Here is an 18330-nt window from a genome sequence, read left to right on the forward strand (position 1 = left end):
CTCTTAGCCTCGTTATTACACGTTATGGCTTGAAGGAGTGGAAAGTAAGTGTGTCATCAAAAGACACGCCCCAGGCAAGATAGCTTCCCTGGGGCGCGGCATTGTACAAATTTTAGTAGCGGGTTTCTACGTCTGAACGGCTTTCACGACATTTTTTATTGTATCTGCCGGTAAACACCGCTCTCACCAAGTGAAACCTACTTAACCCTAAAGACGGCGGGTATTAGCGTGGGCAGATTTCGCTTTCGTTAAAGAAATAGGCGATTTCACGCTGGGCAGATTCTACTGCGTCTGAGCCGTGCACGGCGTTGGCCGTGAAGCTGTCCGCATAGTCAGCACGCAGGGTGCCGGCCAATGCGTTGTCCGGGTTGGTTGCGCCCATGATGTCACGGTTACGCTGTACGGCGTTTTCGGCTTCCAGAACCTGAACTACGATTGGGCCAGAAGTCATGAACTCCACCAGACCGTCGAAGAAAGGACGGCCTTTGTGCTCAGCGTAGAAGCCTTCGGCCTGTTCGCGAGTCAGACGCAACATTTTAGATGCGATGATTTTGAAACCCGCGCGCTCGAAACGAGCATAGATAGCGCCGATGTCATTGTTAGCTACAGCGTTTGGTTTAATGATGGAGAAGGTACGTTCTACGGTCATGATGGCCTCTATTATGTCTTCCAAAACAGGCCGGGCGATAAGGTGAGGTGCCGGCCTTTCAAGTGGCGCAGATTATATGTGCGCTGTTAACGCTTGCCTACGGGAAAATCAACATTTCATTAAAAAAAAATTATCTTAATCCTCGATAGTCAGCGACAAATGGGATCCTGACCGGTCGGCTTACTGGGTTTTATCGGTCGATGGGATCATATTTCGCAGCCAACTGCCCCAGCGACGCTGATAGAAGGCCTGGGTATGGGTGATCAGGTAATGGCTCACGCCCCGCGCATTCTCTTCTACCAGGCAAAAATCGACTGGCTCATCGTTCGGCGCGGTTTCGCTGGCCACCATGCCGGCTTCGCTGATCAGGGCTTCAATCTCTGCCGGATCGCCATCCACTTCCAGACCCACTAACAGGTTCGGCTTCTCGTCTACGGCGCGATCGTGCATCAACGCCAGGAAAGCGCGGCGTACCGGTTTCCGCTGGCTGAACAAGGTCGTCAGCGCATCCACCATCGCCGCCGGATACTCTTCAGGCTGCCCCAGCAGCAACTGGGTTTCGGTATCGATATAGCGTTCCGCCGGTTTCACTACGCCACCGGTAGCCAACAGCATGGCGATCTCTGCTGGCAAGAATTCTTTGCCGTGGGTGCCTTTCGGGTTCAGGAACAGTTCGGCACCTTGGGTGATTTCAAACAGCACTCTAGCGGGCATGGCGATAAAGGGTTGCTCATCCTCCACCGCTTTTTGCAGCGCCTCCAACGAGGTGAAGAAAGGCACCACGCTGCTGCCATCCTGCTTTTCCCAGTGCTGAATGTTCACCGGCGTCTCGGCATTCAGCGTAATTTCACCGTCGTGCGGCACCTGCTCGCTGTCACCCAGAATGTAGACCGTTGAATCCAGCAGTTCGCGGAAAAACGCCGGGCGGTGTGCCGGTTCCGAGGCCGCCAGCCTCAGCAGGCGCTCAAGCTCGTTTTCGCCTGAAACGGCGTCATCATCATGATGGTGGGAACTCATTGCCGACTCCTCCTATGTATTAAGGGCTCAGCATGCTGAGCCCCTGGAAAGTTTGGGATAATCGAGGTGAGAAGTTTTCCTGCTTCAGTGATCTTCCCCTCACCCTAACCCTCTCCCCAAGGAGAGGGGACTGTCCGTGCCACAATTTAACTCCGCCCTTCACCACGTCACCGTTTCAGCTCCCTCTCACTTTGGGAGAGGATTGGGTGAGGGGCAAATACAGGTTACTTGGCTTTGCTCAGCAACAGGTTGGCCAGCGTACGCACGCCCAGACCGGTTGCACCTGCTGACCACTGATCCACGGCACCTTTGCGATAGGTGGCAGAACAGTCGATATGCAGCCAACCCTGTTGATAATTCTGCACAAAGTGCGACAGGAAGGCCGCTGCGGTACTGGCACCAGCGGTGTAAGCCGGGCCCGCAACGTTGTTCAGTTCAGCAAAGTTTGACGGTAACTGGCTGCGGTGGAATTCCGCCAGCGGCAGACGCCAGAACGGCTCATGCTCTTCATCCGCACTGGCTAACAGCTCTTGCGCCAACGCATCGTCAAAGCTGAACAGCGCGTGGTAATCATTACCTACCGCCGTTTTGGCTGCGCCGGTCAAGGTCGCACAGTCGATGATCAACTGCGGGTTTTGTGCGCTGGCATCGATCAGGCCATCGGCCAACACCAGACGCCCTTCCGCATCGGTATTCATCACTTCAACCGTCTTGCCATTGCGGTAGCGAATAATGTCGCCCAGTTTAAAGGCGTTACCGCTGACCATATTGTCTGCACAGCACAGGTACAGTTTGACACGCTGCTGCAAGCCGCGTGCCACCGCTAATGCCAATGCGCCAGTGATGGTAGCCGCACCGCCCATGTCGGACTTCATCGAGTCCATAAACGCGCTCTGCTTGAGGCTGTAGCCACCGCTGTCGAAGGTGATACCTTTACCTACCAGGCAGGCAAATACCGGTGCATCCGGGTTGCCCGTCGGGTTAAAGTCCAGCGCCAGCAGCACCGGGGAACGATCGGAACCCCGGCCAACGGTATGAATACCGGCGTAGTTCTGCTCACGCAGATCTTCACCTTTGGTGATACGGTAGCTGACGGCATCGCAACCAACAGCACACATCAGATCAACCGCGCGGGTTGCCAGTTGCTCTGGCCCCAGCTCTTCCGCTGGCATATTGATGGTGTCACGCACCCAATCGACAATCTTCAGGCGCTGTTGCAGCTCTTGGCTTTCCGCTGCCGGCAGCTCAGCCCATTCAACGCTACGCTGCCCTTTCGGCCCGCGAAAGCCCTGCCAAAACGCCCAGCTGTTTTCCAGGTCCCAGCCTTCCCCGGCCAGTTTCACTTTCTTGATGCCCTGGCCATCGATCCTGCGTGCCGCGCGCTGGATCAGGCCCAGTTTGCCGGTTGCGGTCAGATGGATGGTAATGCCTTGGTCATTGGTGCTCAGCAGCGCCTTTTCACCCCAGCGCGCATCGGCGGGTTGCTGGGATAGCGTAATCTGCATGATTTCGGTTGTCATAGCCTTACTCCGGATTCCCCCCTTCATTCTTCACTCTATCAAGCGAAATTCATTGGGGATTTTTATTGTATACCCTATGGATTTCAAGTTGCAGCCAGGCGACAAGCTATCTCAGCCTCAGGAGCTTACTTTTGGTAAGTGACTGGGGTGAGATAGCGCAGCTAACAACGCTGCAGCTTGAAAGACGACGGGTATGTCGGATACAAAATAAACGGGCTGCCTTTGGCAGCCCATTTCGCTATTTACTCTGCTTCATCTAACCAGACCAGCAGGATCGCTTCCAGTATTTTTTCATTGGAAGCCTGCGGTTCGTCGTCAAACTCTTCCAGATCGCAAATCCACTGGTGCATGTCGGTGAAACGCACGGTTTTAGGATCGGTATCTGGATAGGCGTCGTACAGGGCTTCGCCGATTTCGCGGCTGTCTGTCCACTTCAGTCCCATTCTTATCTCCTAGTGCTCGCGCGCATGGTTAACAGTGTAACGCGGCATTTCGACTACCAGATCGTCTTCGGTGACGCGGGCCTGGCAGCTCAAGCGGCTTTCCGGCTCCAGCCCCCAGGCTTTGTCCAGCATGTCATCTTCCAACTCGCTGCTTTCGGCCAGGGAATCAAACCCTTCACGCACGATGCAGTGGCAGGTGGTACAGGCGCAGGATTTCTCACAGGCATGTTCAATTTCAATACCGTTACGCAGTGCGACATCGAGGATGGTTTCCCCAACTTCCGCTTCCAGTACTGCCCCCTCTGGGCATAGATCTTGATGGGGCAGGAAAACAATTTTCGGCATGGTTAAACCTCATCCACAGAATGGCCAGCCAGCGCACGGCGAATGGAGGCATCCATGCGGCGCGCGGCAAAATCTTGGGTTGTTGCATCGACTATTTTTATTGCAGCTTCGATCGCTGCAGGATCGGAGCCTTGCATCACTTGCTGGAGCTCGGCTACCGCGTTATTGATAGCCAGGCTTTCTTCGTCACTCAGCAGAGCAGCATCGCTCGCCAGTGCACCTTGCAGGCTTTCCAGCACGCGGGAAGCTTCTACCCGTTGCTCCGCCAGCTTGCGAGCACCGACATCGCTTTGCGCATTGGCCATCGAGTCCTTCAACATGCCGGCAATTTCGGCATCGGACAGGCCATACGAAGGCTTGACCTGAATAGAGGCTTCGACGCCGGTGGATTTCTCCATCGCCGTCACGCTCAGCAGGCCATCGGCATCCACCTGGAAGGTCACACGAATATGTGCCCCACCGGCAGGTAACGGCGGCAAGCCACGCAGCGTAAAGCGTGCCAGCGAACGGCAATCTTGCACCAGTTCACGCTCGCCTTGCAGCACGTGGATCATCATCGCGCTCTGGCCGTCTTTAAAGGTGGTAAACTCCTGCGCACGCGCCACCGGAATGGTGGTGTTACGCGGGATCACCTTCTCAACCAGGCCACCCATGGTTTCCAGACCAAGCGAAAGTGGGATCACGTCCAGCAGCAGCATTTCGCTATCTGGTTTGTTACCCACCAGGATATCCGCCTGAATAGCAGCACCAATCGCCACCACCTTGTCCGGATCGATCGACGTCAGCGGCGTGCGGCCAAAGAACTCGCCCACCTGTTCGCGTACCAATGGCACTCGGGTTGAGCCGCCCACCATCACCACTTCCAGCACATCTTCGGCACTGACGGCGGCATCTTTCAGCGCGCGGCGGCAGGCCATCAGGGTACGTTTCACCAGCGTGGCAATCAGAGTTTCGAACTGTTCTCGGGTCACTTCCCCCTGCCAACCAGCGATATCGACCGTGGTGCTCTGCGCATCGCTCAGGGCGATTTTGACCGCAATCGCGGCATCCAGCAATTGACGTTGCACACCATGATCGCTGCGATCGCTAATGCCGGCCTGTTCACGCAGCCAGTCCGCCAGCAGATGATCGAAGTCATCGCCACCCAATGCAGAATCACCGCCGGTAGCCAGCACTTCGAACACGCCACGGCTGAGGCGCAAAATGGAAATATCAAAGGTGCCGCCGCCCAGATCGTAAACAGCGATCACCCCTTCCTGACCCGAATCCAACCCGTAGGCGATAGCCGCGGCGGTCGGTTCGTTCAACAGGCGCAGCACGTGCAGGCCAGCCAGACGCGCAGCGTCTTTGGTGCCTTGGCGTTGAGCGTCGTCGAAGTAGGCAGGAACGGTGATCACTACCCCATCAAGTTCACCTTCCAGCGCCGCTTTGGCGCGGGTAGCCAGTGCCCTGAGGATATCAGCAGATACGCCAACCGGGTTAACCAGGCCTGCGGCGGTCACGATCATCGGCAAGCCGTTGTCGCTGGCCTGGAACTGATACGGCAGGTTTGGATAGCGTTGTTGCACGTCCGCCAAAGAGCGGCCCATCATGCGTTTGACAGAGCTGACCGTATTGACCGGATCTTGTGCCGCCTGTGCACGAGCACTCCAGCCAACCTGATGTTCGGTGGCCTGATAATGCACCACGGAAGGCAGCAGATAGCGCCCTTCAAGGTCGGCCAGCGTCTCGGCCTGGCCGCTACGCACCGTAGCCACCAGCGAGTTGGTGGTCCCCAGATCAATACCGGCAGCCAAGCGGCGCTGATGCGGCGCAGCCGTGAGGCCAGGCTCACTAATTTGTAATAAGGCCATTTACAGAGCTTCCAAAATCAAGATCAAGAATCTATTACTCAAAACCCAGCAATTTTTCTTCGAGTTGTTCAATCTGTTGCTGGAGCTTGTCCAAAAAGCGTAGCTTGCGCACGGTATCGGCAGCCTGTGACCACTGCTGATCATCCAGCTCCTGCACCATCTGCGCACTACGCTGCTTGAAGGTCTTGTTCAGGCGCGTGGCGAAGGCAGCCAGTGCGTTTTGCGCATCCGGCGAGCGTTCAATGGCATCAAGCTCTTCACGCAGCTCCAACTGCTCCATCAGGAACGCGGTGTCGCGCAGGGTATGTTGCTCGTTGCCCAAATCAAAGCCGTGCAAAGATAACATATACTCGGCACGTTTTAACGGGTGCTTCAGCGACTGATAGGCTTCATTGATGGTCGCCGCCTGCTGTAACGCCATCAGGCGTTCACGCTCCGGTTGGAGGGCATGACGATCGGGGTGGAATTGGCGCTGCAAATCTTGATAGCGTGAGGTAAGCAAGCTGCCGTCTACGCTGTAGCGAACCGGCAACCCGAATAAAGTAAAGTAATCCATAGCGTGCTCGGGGCGTTATCGTGATGATTGAGGTTCCCCCGTGGGTCACGGGGGAGCACGATGGACTGTCAGACGTTAAAGCTTTCGCCGCAGCCGCACTCGCTTGAGACGTTCGGGTTGTTGAACTTGAAGCCTTCGTTCAGACCTTCCTTGACGAAATCAAGCTCGGTACCGTCCAGATAGACCAGGCTCTTGCCGTCAATGATCACCTTGACGCCTTTGTCTTCAAAAACGATATCATCGTCGTTCGTTTCATCAACAAATTCGAGTACATACGCCATTCCGGAACAGCCGGAAGTTCGCACGCCCAGACGCAGGCCGAGACCTTTGCCACGGTGGTCCAAAAATGCCTGAACCCGCTGCGCGGCGCTGTCGCTCATGGTAATCGACATAACAACCTCTTCAATCTTAGCCCGCAAGGCGGGCTAACTGACTCAATAATAACTACTTGGCGCTGTGCTTGCTCTTGTAGTCGGCGATCGCTGCTTTAATGGCGTCTTCGGCCAGAATTGAGCAGTGAATTTTAACCGGAGGTAACTCCAGTTCTTCGGCGATCTGGGTATTTTTGATCGCTTCGGCCTGATCAAGAGACTTGCCTTTCATCCATTCGGTCACCAGCGAACTGGAAGCGATGGCGGAACCGCAGCCGTAGGTTTTGAAACGGGCATCTTCAATAATGCCTTCGTTGTTGACCTTGATCTGCAGCTTCATCACGTCGCCACAGGCTGGTGCCCCTACCATTCCGCTACCGACGGTAGGATCTTCGTTATCAAACGACCCTACGTTACGCGGGTTTTCATAATGATCGATTACTTTTTCGCTGTAAGCCATGACGTTGCTCCTGGATGCTGAGAATTAATGATGTGCCCATTCGATGCTGTTGATATCCACGCCCTGTTTGAACATGTCCCACAGTGGGGAGAGATCGCGCAGACGGCCAATGGATTTACGCACCAACGAAATGGTGTAATCGATCTCTTCTTCCGTGGTAAAACGCCCCAGGGAGAAACGGATCGAGCTGTGCGCTAACTCATCACTCATACCCAGTGCACGCAGCACATAGGAGGGTTCAAGGCTGGCAGAAGTACAGGCAGAACCTGAAGAAACCGCCAAGTCTTTCAACGCCATGATCAGCGACTCACCTTCAACATAGTTGAAGCTGACGTTGAGAATGTTCGGTGCACCGTGTTGCAGATCGCCGTTCAGATACACTTCTTCCATATCTTTCACGCCGTCCCACAGACGATCGCGCAGGATGCGCAGGCGTGCCATTTCGCTGGCCATTTCTTCTTTGGCGATACGATAGGCTTCACCCATGGCAACGATCTGATGCACTGGCAGGGTACCGGAACGCATACCGCGCTCATGGCCACCGCCGTGGATCTGGGCTTCGATGCGGATGCGCGGCTTACGCTGCACATACAGGGCACCAATGCCTTTCGGGCCATAAATCTTGTGGCCGGAGAAGGACATCAGATCCACTTTCAGCTTGCTCAGATCGATAGGCAGTTTACCTACGCTCTGGGTCGCATCGACGTGATAGATGATGCCACGCGCCCGGCACATTTCGCCGATGGCGGCGATGTCCTGCACCACGCCAATTTCGTTATTCACGTGCATGATGGAAACCAGGATGGTGTCTTCACGCATCGCGGCTTCGAGAACCTGGAGATCGATGATCCCGTTGCTCTGCGGTGACAGATAGGTGACTTCAAAACCTTCGCGCTCAAGTTGGCGGCAGGTATCCAGCACGGCTTTATGTTCGGTTTTACTGGTGATGATGTGCTTGCCTTTCTTCTGATAGAAGTTGGCAGCACCTTTGATCGCCAGGTTATCGGATTCGGTGGCCCCAGAGGTGAACACGATCTCACGCGGGTCTGCGCCAACCAGCTCAGCAATTTGGTTACGGGCGATATCAACCGCCTCTTCCGCCTGCCAGCCGAAACGGTGGGAACGGGAGGCCGGGTTACCGAAAGTGCCGTCCAGGGTCAAAAACTGCATCATCTTCTCGGCAACACGCGGGTCGACGGGGGTCGTGGCCGAGTAGTCCAGATAAATCGGTAATTTCATTGCTCTTGTACTCCGTACATCACTTCCAAAAACCAATAAATTAGTCGTCAGCTGCTTATGCGCGCAGATTAACGTTGATCGTTTCTTGCAGACGACCGTTGGCCGTGCGGCGCGTATCACTATTTTGACGGTCTGCCACGTCCAGCACTTCCTGGTTGTTCACCAGTTCGGCCAGCGTAATATTGTTCAAGAACCCGCTGATGCGCTCGCTCAGATCGCGCCACAGGGTATGGGTCAGGCAACGATCGCCTCCCTGGCAGCCTTCTTTACCCTGGCAACGGGTTGCGTCTACTGATTCGTCGACTGCGGAAATCACCGCACCTACGGCGATAGCGTCTGCGTCTTTGCCCAACAGGTAACCACCGCCTGGCCCACGCACGCTGGCCACCAGGCCATTCTTACGCAGACGGGAAAACAGTTGTTCCAGATAAGAGAGCGAGATACCTTGGCGTTCGGAAATATCCGCCAGTGGTACCGGCCCTTCCTGGGAGTGTAATGCCACGTCGAGCATGGCAGTTACTGCATAACGGCCTTTGGATGTCAGTCTCATAGCTAATTGGTTACCTGTTGGTCAAACATGGGCCAAATTCTGACATTCCCGAGTAAATCAGTCAACTATTTAACCTACTAATTTACTCAAGTATTCGTGCTTTTCGTGCGCTTTGCTATCCGATGTATATAAAATACACCTTATAACCCACAGATAAGCAATACTATCTTGCCTAACTGCGGGCGACAGCAAAAATTAATTACCTTGCTGTTTATCCTGTTTCTCGATCGAGGTCAGCATACCACGCAAGATATTCAGCTCCTGCGCTTCCGGGCGTGCTCGGGCAAACAGGCGGCGTAAACGGTTCATCACCTGCCCTGGATGGGCGGCGCGGATAAAGCCGGTGCGCACCAGCGTCTGCTCCAGATGCTGATAGAAGCGTTCAATATCATCCACCAGAGGATACGGCGACTCTTCCACCGGTGCGGCTTCTGCCTGCTGGCGATCGAGGAAGGCAACGCGGACCTCATACGCCAGGATTTGCACCGCCATGGCCAGATTCAGCGAGCTGTAATCCGGGTTGGCAGGAATGGCGACATGATAATGGCATTTCTGTAATTCGTCATTGGTTAGCCCAACGCGTTCACGGCCAAAGACCAACGCGACCGGCCCCTGCTCGCCTTCCTGTACCGCGCGCACGCCACATTCGCGAGGTTCCAGCATCGGCCATGGGAGGGTGCGCGAACGAGCGCTAGTGCCTACCACCAAGCGGCAACCCGCAATGGCTTCATCAAAGGTATCGACAATCGTGGCGTTGCCAATCACATCGCTGGCGCCAGCGGCCAGGGCGATCGCCTGGGAATCGGGTTTCACCAGCGGATTGACCAGATAAAGGTTGGTTAACCCCATGGTTTTCATGGCACGGGCAGTAGAGCCCATGTTGCCAGTATGAGAAGTTTCAACCAGAACAATGCGGATATTGTGCAGCATACAAACTCTGAGCGTTGCGGAAAATCGTAGCATCCTAACACAGTCGTAGGTATTTTGCCGAACACCTGCTATACTTCGCGCCGTTTCCTGTTCTTTAACATCCTGTGGAAGATACCCATGCATCCGATGCTGACTATCGCCGTGCGCGCTGCGCGCAAGGCTGGCAACCTGATTGCCAAAAATTACGAGACTCCAGACGCTGTAGAAGCGACACAAAAAGGTTCTAACGACTTTGTCACTAACGTCGATCGCGAGGCTGAGCGTCTGATCATCGAAATCATCCGTAAATCTTACCCGAAACACACCGTTATTGGTGAAGAGTGCGGTGAGTTAACCGGTGAAGATCAGGATGTACAATGGGTGATTGATCCACTGGATGGCACCGCCAACTTCATCAAACGTCTTCCACACTTCTCCGTTTCCATCGCCGTACGCATTAAAGGCCGTACCGAAGTGGCCGTGGTTTACGATCCAATGCGCAACGAACTGTTCACCGCCACCCGTGGCCAGGGCGCACAGCTCAACGGTTACCGTCTGCGCGGCACCAATGCCAAAGATCTGGATGGCACCATTCTGGCGACCGGCTTCCCGTTCAAAGTCAAACAACATGCACCAGCTTACATCAACGTGCTGGGCAAACTGTTCACCCAATGTGCCGATTTCCGTCGTACCGGTTCCGCCGCGCTGGATCTGGCCTACGTTGCCGCTGGCCGCGTTGATGGTTTCTTTGAGATTGGTCTGAAACCTTGGGACTTTGCTGCTGGCGAACTGCTGGTACGTGAGTCTGGTGGCTTGGTCACCGACTTTGTTGGCGGGCATAACCACTTCAGCTCTGGCAACGTGGTTGCCGGTAACCCGCGTGTGGTGAAAGCATTGCTTTCCAACATGCGTGAAGAACTGAGCGAAGCGCTGAAGCGTTAATAACTCAGATGAAAATCAAGGCGCTGCATTTGCAGCGCTTTTTTTATGTCATCAACGGGCAAAAGGCCGTATCCCGCCACCAAATTCCGGCTGAGCGCTGACGTACAGCAGCACACCGGCAAACAGCAGAATTAACCCTCCGGCTAACGCCAACGCCCCCCAAGCAACCGCACTCCAGGCCGCCGGTGCGCGCTGGCGGCTGATGCGTATCGCCAGCTTACGGCTGTAATGCACCAACAGCGCCAACCCGGAAATCGTGATCGAGGTACCCAGAGCCATGGCAAGTGCCGACAACACGCCCCAGGTAAAAACGCCGATCACTTTAGAAAACAGCAAGACCAGGATCGCCCCGGAGCAAGGCCGCAGCCCCATGGCCAGCACAATCGCCGTTTTGGTGCGCCAATCATTGCCGGCTTGCAGTTCCTCATCGCTCGGTAAATGCCGGTGGCCACAACCACAATTCGCGCTATGTACATGATCGGCAGGCAGAGGCTGCAAGCTGTTGATGCGCAGCGCAGGCCGAGGCCGCATGGCTTTCACCGCCATAAACAAACGCTTTAACGCCCGCCAACTGAGCAAGACACCGAGCAGGATCACCAGAATAAAACTGCCCTTCTCCAGCCAGAAACTACTTTGATGCAACTGCCGGGAAGAAAGTTGCAGCACCACCAGCACTAGCGTGACCAGGGCAATCGCGACCAATCCCTGCACCACGGAGGCGGCAAACGTCAGCTTCAGGCTGCTTTTCAACCGTGCCGGGTGGGTAGCCAGATAGGTGGCGATCACCACTTTACCGTGGCCCGGCCCCAGGGCATGCAACACACCATAACCTAAACTGAACAGCATCAGCGCCACTCCCGCTTGCTGGGGAGCCGCCTTGACCTGTTGCAGCAAGGCCGCCATTTCCTGATGTAGCCCTTTCTGCCACACCACGCTTTGCATCAACAGCTGCGGCCAGTAATGCCAAACCCACTGAGCCACCGCCACCAGCAGAATGAAGAGCAGCAACAACGGCCATAGGCTGAAGGCCCAATGGCGCTGAGGTTTACTGGTCTGGTTGAGGTTTACTGACATGTTAACGTCACCCGCTGGGCAAACTGTTGCCCTAATGCCATATCTTCACCGGGCGAGTCGTTCTTATCGAGAGACAATGCGTAGGCTTGTAATGACGAATCGGGCTTTGGCGTCACCAGGCTGAATTTGCATTGCTCTGCCATCTCTGGCGGCAGATGCAACGCCTTTTGATCCTGATAGGTCATGTCCACAAAATAGGTGGGATCGTAGGTGGCAATCTCAAAGGGTTTCCCCACCAGCAGCTGTGGCTCCGCCAGCGGCAACACAAACTCCAACACGGCTTTATGGCCCTGCCGGGATAGATGGTATTCGGTTGGCAGGTTGAGGTATTTCACCGGTTTGCCTGCGCGGTAAATATCGGTGAAATAGTGCTGCCCGAGGACGTTAGCCATCACTTCCGCCGCCAGTTTTTTCCAGACTTCTGAATCGCTGTTGGCATTTTCTGCGTCATACAGCAGATCCGCCGAGGTGATCTCATCCATTACCCAAACCATTTTTAAACCGGTCAGCTTCTGATCCTTAGCCACAAAGGTGGTGTTCATATCGATAAAACTGTGTGGGTGGGCCAGTGCCCCCATGCTGAACATCATGACCAAGCAGGCCACCAGGACGCGGAGTTTCATCCTCCAAGCATACTTTTTATTGTTATAATATAACATCAACAAAACCTCAACCGGCGTTAACAAGCCGAATAACTGTGACGAAAGTAGTAAGCCGAAGTAAAAGCAGGGGTAACTGCCACGCCCCACAGAGCCTTTTGCTATGCTTAAACATAATTTAAACACGACCTGCCAGAAGGTGATATGAGCCTGGAGACTTCTTCTGCGCCTGAGTTTTCAGGTCAACAACGGCGCTGTCATTTACTGCTGATGCTGTATGCGCCAGTACCCTCGGTACAACTGGAGACAATCGGCCAAATCAACGGCGTAGACCTGCTCATTACCCGGCAAGATATAGCCGAGGTTGCCAGTGAGATCCAGCATTTCCATCATCTGAAAATCAGCGGCGATCCCCACGAAGGCTACCAGATCCAGGGCAGCGAGCTGGATCTTCGCTTGTGTCTGCTCCAATGGCTACGGCGAGCCTTGCGTTGCAGCCCTGAATTTGTCGAACAACACTTTGGCCCTCAGTTTCAGCGGGCGATGCAACTTCAGCACCAACAGCTACCGGCACTGGAATTGTGCATCAACCAATGTGAACAGCGCCTTAACCGCCGTTTTGAGCAGCGTGACCGACTGTTTTTGCAACACTATCTTGGTTATTGCGTCTGGGCTAGCCAGCATCAGCGCCATCCTCAATTTGATCGCCGCCAGCATGAGTGGCTGCAAAGCAAGCCAGAGCACCTGGCGGCAGCGGAACTGCATCAAGCGCTGAATCAGCTAGTTGGCCAGCCCGGTGATAGTAGAGAATCTGACTTCCTGGCGTTGATGTTTACCCTGCTGAAAAGTCACAGTTACCAGAGCAGCGATTCGCCAGAGGACCAACGCCTGATGGCGGCCATTGGACAGGTGGTGGAACGCTTCCAGCAGATCTCCGGCATGCATTTCAGCAGCCAGGAGGGGTTAATCAGCCAGCTGTTTGCCCATTTGGCCCCTGCCGTGGAACGCTGCCGGTTTGCTATCGGTATCGACAATACGCTACTGGAAGAGGTAGTCCGTAAATATCCCCGTCTGATGCGCACCACGCAGGAGGCATTAGCGCCGTTTGAACAGGAATATGAGATTCAATTTTCGCGGGAAGAAGCAGGGCTAGTGGCGATCAGCTTTGGTGCCTGGTTGATGCAGGGCAACGCGCTGCATGAAAAGCAGATACTGTTGCTGACGCTGGATAACCCGCAGTTGGAAGAAGAAGTGGAATATCAGATCCGCGAACTGACGCTATTGCCATTGAACATCAAATATCAGCCATTGCACGACTACCTGCTTGCTGGTGCACCACAAGGGATTACGCTGGTGATTAGCCCCTACGCCACACCGAGCCAGGAGCAACCACCCACACTGATTATTACCGAACTGCCGCTGGAGCGTCAGCAGCGCAAGGCGATCCGTGCGCTACTGGAAAGCCATTAACGGCTATTGCTAACCGCCACCGCCGGTGGGCGAATAAACAGCGCTGGCACCACCACCGCTACCATCACCCAGAACACTCCGCCCTGATAGTGCTCGAACAGGAAGCCCGCCACCACGGTCATAACGGCAATTCCACCGCCCATTGCCAGCGCCGAATAAACCGCCTGCAGACGGATGACTTCCGCCCCCTGACGCGCCGCAATAAAGCGCATTGCCGCCAGATGGCAGACCGTGAAGGTACCACAGTGCAGCACCTGCACCAGCAACAGCCAGCCGATTTCTGTCGTGGTTGCCATCAAGCCCCAACGCAGCAGGCCACATACGGCGGAAAGTAACAGCAGATTACGCGCGTTCCAGCGGCGGAACAGGAAATTGCTGCTGGCAAAGATAACCACTTCGGCGACCACGCCCAAAGACCACAGGTAGCCAATAGTCGCCGCAGAGTAACCCGCCTCTTCCCAATAGATGGAGGCAAAGCTGTAATAACCGGCATGTGCCCCTTGCAACAGCGTCACACACAGCAGAAAACGCCAGACAGGTCCTTCGCTGAGCAGTTCACGCCAGGAGCGGCTGGGTTCATTCTGCGCCCGAGCCTCACCTTGTGGCAGCACGCTCGGTTTCAGCAACATGCCCACCAGCATCGCCAAAATGCTGACCAACAGGCTGATCAATATCGCATTATGGCCCCAAACGGACACCAGCTTGCCGGTTAACGCCGAGCCGATCACAAAGGCCAGCGATCCCCACAGCCGCACCCGGCCATAGTCCAGAGTGATCTGCCGTTGCCAGGTGGCAGCCAACGCATCGGTCAGCGGAACCAACGGGGAGAAGAACAGGTTAAAACCGGCGATCACCAGCATCAGCCAGGCCCAGCCATTACCGAAACAGAAGCCGACGGCAAACGCCAGGGAGAGTAATGCCAACAAACGCAACGCGGTGATTAAATATGAGGGATCTTTAACGCGTGGAGCAATCAGCAAGCTACCCAGGAAGCGCGCTACCAGGCCAGCGCCGAGCAAGATACCGATGGTTTCAGGCGGTATGCCCTCACCTTTTAACCAAACGCTCCAAAACGGTAGATAGATGCCATAGGAAAAGAAGTACGTGAAATAACTGAGAGCGAGCCAACGCGTTGATTGCAGAACCATGTTCCCTCCAGGATGAGGGCAATACTTTGACAGAGCTCACACCTTGCAGCAATCTTCATTCATGCTCAAAGGGCTAGAGTGCAAAGCAGTTCACAGTTTCGCTGCAACAACGCTAAAAAAACCCGCCGAGGCGGGTTTATCTGCAAACCAATCGAAGTACTTAGGCGTAAACCGGGAAACGAGCGCAGATATCCAGCACTTTCTTCTTGGTACGTTCGATGGTGGCTTCGTCGTTCAGGTTATCGAGCACGTCACAAATCCAGCCAGCCAGCTCACGCACTTCAGCTTCTTTAAAGCCACGGCGAGTCACCGCTGGGGTACCCAGACGGATGCCAGAAGTCACAAACGGGCTCTTCGGATCGTTTGGCACGCTGTTCTTGTTAACGGTGATGTTGGCACGACCCAACGCGGCATCAGCTTCTTTACCGGTCAGGTTCTTATCTACCAGATCCAGCAGGAACAGGTGGTTGTAGGTGCCGCCGGAAACCACTTTGTAACCGCGCTCCAGGAACACTTTCACCATCGCTTTGGCGTTATCGGCCACTTGCTGCTGGTAAACCTTGAACTCAGGCTCCATCGCTTCTTTCAACGCTACCGCTTTACCCGCGATCACGTGCATCAGCGGGCCGCCTTGGCCACCAGGGAAGACGGCAGAGTTCAGCTTCTTATACAGCTCTTCATCACCACCTTTGGCCAAGATCAGGCCGCCACGCGGACCCGCCAGCGTTTTGTGGGTGGTGGTGGTCACGACGTGGGCATGAGGAACCGGGTTCGGGTAAACGCCAGCGGCAATCAGGCCCGCCACGTGTGCCATATCCACGAACAGGTAAGCGCCGATGCTGTCAGCGATTTCACGCATTTTGGCCCAATCAACCACACCGGAGAAGGCCGAGAAGCCGCCGATGATCATTTTTGGTTTGTGGGTCTGCGCCTGTTTGGCCAGATCGTTATAGTCAATCTGCCCAGTTTCGTCGATGCCGTAAGGCACCACGTTATACAGCTTACCGGACAGGTTCACCGGTGAACCGTGCGTCAGGTGGCCGCCATGTGCCAGGTTCATCCCCAGGATGGTGTCGCCCGGCTGCAGCAGTGCGGTATAAACGGCAAAGTTAGCCTGGGAACCTGAGTGTGGTTGCACGTTGGCATAGTCGGCACCGAACAGCTCTTTGGCGCGATCGATCGCCAGTTGCTCAACGATATCAACGTATTCGCAACCGCCGTAGTAACGCTTGCCCGGATAGCCTTCTGCGTATTTGTTGGTCAGTTGGGAACCCTGAGCCTGCATCACGCGCGGGCTGGTATAGTTCTCAGACGCAATCAGCTCAATGTGCTCTTCCTGACGCACCACTTCCTGCTCCATTGCATGCCACAGTTCGGCATCATAATCAGCAATGTTCATTTCACGCTTTAACATCCGGCATCTCCTGACTGAAATCAGCTAACTTAATTTACCCCTATGGGTGCTGGGCCACAGTGTAAACCGTTTCGGCCTATCGAAGATAGGTCTTGACAGAGGTTTTTACGCAAACGATTGGCATCGGGTGGCGTAAGGCTTTGAACCCTTAAAGGTCACATTTTGGCAACGGAGTTTTACTCATCAACAAAATGCGCTTTTTTCATGTTCTGTGAAGACGATCGACGGTTAACAACCCCGCAACAATAACAGGGATATTTACAAGCACGGGGTAACTTTATAAGATGCATTTAAAATACACCTACTAAATGACCATAAAAACATCCCCAAGGAGCCTCACCATGCTGGATAGTCAAACCATCGCCACCGTTAAATCTACCATCCCTCTGTTAGCCGAAACCGGCCCCAAACTGACCGCCCACTTCTACGATCGCATGTTTGCTCATAACCCTGAATTGAAAGATATTTTCAATATGAGCAACCAGCGTAACGGCGATCAGCGCCAGGCGTTGTTCGATGCTATCTGCGCTTACGCCAGCAATCTGGAAAACCTGGCCGCCCTGCTGCCTGCGGTAGAACGCATTGCCCAGAAGCACGCCAGCTTCAATATCCAGCCCGATCAGTATCAGATTGTCGGCCACCACCTGTTAGCCACGTTGGACGAAATGCTCAGCCCTGGCCAGGAAGTGCTTGATGCCTGGGGAAAAGCTTACGGAGTGCTGGCCAACGTGTTTATTCAGCGTGAAGGCCAGATCTATCAGGAAACGGAAAAGAGTGACGGTGGCTGGCGTGATTTGCGTGCCTTCCGCATCGTGAAAAAACAGCCGCAGAGTGAGGTGATATCCAGCTTTGTACTGGCTCCAGTAGACGGTGGCCGCTTGGCCGATTACCTACCAGGCCAGTATCTGGCGGTCTATATTAACGATGGCAGCCTGCAACATCAGGAGATCCGCCAGTATTCACTCACCACCGCATCGAACGGGGAATATTACCGTATCGCGGTCAAACGTGAGGAACAGGGCGCCGTTTCCAACTTCCTGCATCAGCAGGCCAAAGAAGGCGATATTATTCATCTCGCGGCACCACACGGCGATTTCTTCCTGCAGGTGGAACCTACTACACCGGTGGCATTAATCTCGGCAGGCGTTGGCCAAACGCCAATGCTGGGGATGCTTAACACCCTGCACGACAATCAGCATCCTGCCAACATCCACTGGCTGCATGCAGCAGAAAACGGCTCAGTGCATGCTTTTGCTGACGAAGTGGCGGATATCGCCGGGCGCATGCCGAATCTGAGCCGTCATGTCTGGTACCGTGAACCTAATGCCGATGATGTGCAGGGCCGCGATTATCACAGCCAGGGCCTGATGGATCTGAGCGCATTGCGTAGCGAGTTGAGCGATCCGCAAATGCATTACTACTTCTGTGGTCCGGTGCCGTTTATGCAGCACGTGGGTAAGCAGTTGCTGGCGATGGGCGTGGAGGCCGAACGTATCCACTACGAATGCTTCGGCCCGCATAAGGTGCTGTAAGGCTCTAGTCTCTTGGTAACATTATCAGGTGCGAATGTTATTGATTAATTTGCGTGCCAAGTGCGGGTGCCGAAGAAACGGTGCCCGCGATAATAATCAATGATATTGTCAGTTTGAGCTCAATCTAAAATCTACAATTTCCTTAATGTTATTCCCCTTTTCGCTATCGTTTTTAATCCGACACTGTGGTAAATCTACGCCCCATTGATAAGGACTTTGCATGGAGCGCAAGGATGATC

19 protein-coding genes are annotated in these 18330 nt (G+C 54.6%); 3 read left to right on the forward strand and 16 right to left on the reverse strand.

The features are described 5' to 3' along the window. Positions 1-223 precede the first annotated feature (223 nt). From ndk to trmJ, 12 genes are all read right to left on the reverse strand, one after another. Positions 224-649 (reverse strand): nucleoside-diphosphate kinase, encoded by a 426-nt coding sequence (gene ndk / locus ACKWMY_RS04470; RefSeq protein ID WP_004952077.1) that lies wholly within the window; start codon positions 647-649, stop codon positions 224-226. Positions 650-829: 180 nt separating this feature from the next. Beyond that, entirely contained in the window at positions 830-1666 is an 837-nt protein-coding gene (gene sseB, locus ACKWMY_RS04475) for an enhanced serine sensitivity protein SseB (protein ID WP_065686608.1), read from the reverse strand. Positions 1667-1890: 224 nt separating this feature from the next. Beyond that, the gene (gene pepB / locus ACKWMY_RS04480; protein ID WP_065686609.1) at positions 1891-3186 is read right to left on the reverse strand and encodes an aminopeptidase PepB; all 1296 of its coding nucleotides are present in this window, start codon (positions 3184-3186) and stop codon (positions 1891-1893) included. A 242-nt stretch (positions 3187-3428) separates the two neighbouring features. Continuing rightward, positions 3429-3629: a Fe-S cluster assembly protein IscX gene (gene iscX, locus ACKWMY_RS04485; protein WP_021178855.1), complete on the reverse strand. Its 201-nt coding sequence runs from the start codon at positions 3627-3629 to the stop codon at positions 3429-3431. A gap of 9 nt (positions 3630-3638) precedes the next feature. Beyond that, the gene (gene fdx / locus ACKWMY_RS04490) at positions 3639-3974 is read right to left on the reverse strand and encodes an ISC system 2Fe-2S type ferredoxin (RefSeq protein WP_021178856.1); all 336 of its coding nucleotides are present in this window, start codon (positions 3972-3974) and stop codon (positions 3639-3641) included. A gap of 2 nt (positions 3975-3976) precedes the next feature. Beyond that, entirely contained in the window at positions 3977-5827 is a 1851-nt protein-coding gene (gene hscA / locus ACKWMY_RS04495; protein ID WP_409485955.1) for a Fe-S protein assembly chaperone HscA, read from the reverse strand. 34 nt (positions 5828-5861) lie between these two features. Continuing rightward, a complete protein-coding gene (hscB, locus tag ACKWMY_RS04500; RefSeq protein WP_024529351.1) occupies positions 5862-6383 on the reverse strand; it encodes a co-chaperone HscB in 522 nt (173 codons plus the stop codon). A gap of 68 nt (positions 6384-6451) precedes the next feature. Then, the gene (iscA, locus tag ACKWMY_RS04505; RefSeq protein WP_021178859.1) at positions 6452-6775 is read right to left on the reverse strand and encodes an iron-sulfur cluster assembly protein IscA; all 324 of its coding nucleotides are present in this window, start codon (positions 6773-6775) and stop codon (positions 6452-6454) included. A 52-nt stretch (positions 6776-6827) separates the two neighbouring features. After that, complete coding sequence (gene iscU / locus ACKWMY_RS04510; protein ID WP_004952090.1) at positions 6828-7214, reverse strand: Fe-S cluster assembly scaffold IscU; 387 nt, start codon at positions 7212-7214, stop codon at positions 6828-6830. 24 nt (positions 7215-7238) lie between these two features. Next, positions 7239-8453: an IscS subfamily cysteine desulfurase gene (locus tag ACKWMY_RS04515; RefSeq protein ID WP_409485956.1), complete on the reverse strand. Its 1215-nt coding sequence runs from the start codon at positions 8451-8453 to the stop codon at positions 7239-7241. 55 nt (positions 8454-8508) lie between these two features. Beyond that, positions 8509-9003, reverse strand: coding sequence for a Fe-S cluster assembly transcriptional regulator IscR (iscR, locus tag ACKWMY_RS04520; protein WP_021178861.1), 495 nt, complete (start codon positions 9001-9003; stop codon positions 8509-8511). A 195-nt stretch (positions 9004-9198) separates the two neighbouring features. Next, a complete protein-coding gene (gene trmJ, locus ACKWMY_RS04525) occupies positions 9199-9933 on the reverse strand; it encodes a tRNA (cytosine(32)/uridine(32)-2'-O)-methyltransferase TrmJ (protein ID WP_024529353.1) in 735 nt (244 codons plus the stop codon). 117 nt (positions 9934-10050) lie between these two features. Between trmJ and suhB the strand changes: the two genes are divergently transcribed. Next, the gene (gene suhB / locus ACKWMY_RS04530; RefSeq protein WP_021178863.1) at positions 10051-10854 is read left to right on the forward strand and encodes an inositol-1-monophosphatase; all 804 of its coding nucleotides are present in this window, start codon (positions 10051-10053) and stop codon (positions 10852-10854) included. 51 nt (positions 10855-10905) lie between these two features. Here suhB and ACKWMY_RS04535 read toward each other — a convergent pair whose 3' ends face one another. Both ACKWMY_RS04535 and ACKWMY_RS04540 read right to left on the reverse strand, forming a co-directional pair. Beyond that, the gene (locus ACKWMY_RS04535; protein ID WP_409485957.1) at positions 10906-11928 is read right to left on the reverse strand and encodes a nickel/cobalt transporter; all 1023 of its coding nucleotides are present in this window, start codon (positions 11926-11928) and stop codon (positions 10906-10908) included. Then, positions 11919-12587: a DUF1007 family protein gene (locus ACKWMY_RS04540; protein ID WP_409485958.1), complete on the reverse strand. Its 669-nt coding sequence runs from the start codon at positions 12585-12587 to the stop codon at positions 11919-11921. Before ACKWMY_RS04540 ends, ACKWMY_RS04535 begins: the two co-directional genes overlap by 10 nt. Positions 12588-12731: 144 nt before the next feature. On the opposite strand from ACKWMY_RS04540, the gene csiE reads away from it, so the two are divergent. Beyond that, positions 12732-13997 (forward strand): stationary phase inducible protein CsiE, encoded by a 1266-nt coding sequence (gene csiE, locus ACKWMY_RS04545; RefSeq protein WP_409485959.1) that lies wholly within the window; start codon positions 12732-12734, stop codon positions 13995-13997. On the opposite strand, the gene ACKWMY_RS04550 is transcribed toward csiE, so the two are convergent. Together ACKWMY_RS04550 and glyA are read right to left on the reverse strand one after the other, a co-directional pair. Further along, positions 13994-15145 (reverse strand): 3-phenylpropionate MFS transporter, encoded by a 1152-nt coding sequence (locus ACKWMY_RS04550; RefSeq protein ID WP_074029474.1) that lies wholly within the window; start codon positions 15143-15145, stop codon positions 13994-13996. The genes csiE and ACKWMY_RS04550 overlap by 4 nt on opposite strands. A gap of 160 nt (positions 15146-15305) precedes the next feature. Continuing rightward, positions 15306-16559, reverse strand: a complete 1254-nt coding sequence (glyA, locus tag ACKWMY_RS04555) for a serine hydroxymethyltransferase (protein ID WP_024529358.1) — start codon at positions 16557-16559, stop codon at positions 15306-15308. A gap of 341 nt (positions 16560-16900) precedes the next feature. On the opposite strand from glyA, the gene hmpA reads away from it, so the two are divergent. Next, a complete protein-coding gene (hmpA, locus tag ACKWMY_RS04560; RefSeq protein ID WP_409485960.1) occupies positions 16901-18091 on the forward strand; it encodes an NO-inducible flavohemoprotein in 1191 nt (396 codons plus the stop codon). Positions 18092-18330: the final 239 nt, after the last annotated feature.

This window comes from Serratia sp. J2, from assembly GCF_046269175.1.
Classification (GTDB): Bacteria; Pseudomonadota; Gammaproteobacteria; order Enterobacterales; family Enterobacteriaceae; genus Chania; species Chania fonticola_C.

Coding starts and splice junctions, on each gene's coding strand:
- ndk (WP_004952077.1), bottom strand. CDS start 649: ATGACCGTAGAACGTACCTTCTCCATCATTAAACCAAACGCTGTAGCT.
- sseB (WP_065686608.1), bottom strand. CDS start 1,666: ATGAGTTCCCACCATCATGATGATGACGCCGTTTCAGGCGAAAACGAG.
- pepB (WP_065686609.1), bottom strand. CDS start 3,186: ATGACAACCGAAATCATGCAGATTACGCTATCCCAGCAACCCGCCGAT.
- iscX (WP_021178855.1), bottom strand. CDS start 3,629: ATGGGACTGAAGTGGACAGACAGCCGCGAAATCGGCGAAGCCCTGTAC.
- fdx (WP_021178856.1), bottom strand. CDS start 3,974: ATGCCGAAAATTGTTTTCCTGCCCCATCAAGATCTATGCCCAGAGGGG.
- hscA (WP_409485955.1), bottom strand. CDS start 5,827: ATGGCCTTATTACAAATTAGTGAGCCTGGCCTCACGGCTGCGCCGCAT.
- hscB (WP_024529351.1), bottom strand. CDS start 6,383: ATGGATTACTTTACTTTATTCGGGTTGCCGGTTCGCTACAGCGTAGAC.
- iscA (WP_021178859.1), bottom strand. CDS start 6,775: ATGTCGATTACCATGAGCGACAGCGCCGCGCAGCGGGTTCAGGCATTT.
- iscU (WP_004952090.1), bottom strand. CDS start 7,214: ATGGCTTACAGCGAAAAAGTAATCGATCATTATGAAAACCCGCGTAAC.
- ACKWMY_RS04515 (WP_409485956.1), bottom strand. CDS start 8,453: ATGAAATTACCGATTTATCTGGACTACTCGGCCACGACCCCCGTCGAC.
- iscR (WP_021178861.1), bottom strand. CDS start 9,003: ATGAGACTGACATCCAAAGGCCGTTATGCAGTAACTGCCATGCTCGAC.
- trmJ (WP_024529353.1), bottom strand. CDS start 9,933: ATGCTGCACAATATCCGCATTGTTCTGGTTGAAACTTCTCATACTGGC.
- suhB (WP_021178863.1), top strand. CDS start 10,051: ATGCATCCGATGCTGACTATCGCCGTGCGCGCTGCGCGCAAGGCTGGC.
- ACKWMY_RS04535 (WP_409485957.1), bottom strand. CDS start 11,928: ATGTCAGTAAACCTCAACCAGACCAGTAAACCTCAGCGCCATTGGGCC.
- ACKWMY_RS04540 (WP_409485958.1), bottom strand. CDS start 12,587: ATGTTATATTATAACAATAAAAAGTATGCTTGGAGGATGAAACTCCGC.
- csiE (WP_409485959.1), top strand. CDS start 12,732: ATGAGCCTGGAGACTTCTTCTGCGCCTGAGTTTTCAGGTCAACAACGG.
- ACKWMY_RS04550 (WP_074029474.1), bottom strand. CDS start 15,145: ATGGTTCTGCAATCAACGCGTTGGCTCGCTCTCAGTTATTTCACGTAC.
- glyA (WP_024529358.1), bottom strand. CDS start 16,559: ATGTTAAAGCGTGAAATGAACATTGCTGATTATGATGCCGAACTGTGG.
- hmpA (WP_409485960.1), top strand. CDS start 16,901: ATGCTGGATAGTCAAACCATCGCCACCGTTAAATCTACCATCCCTCTG.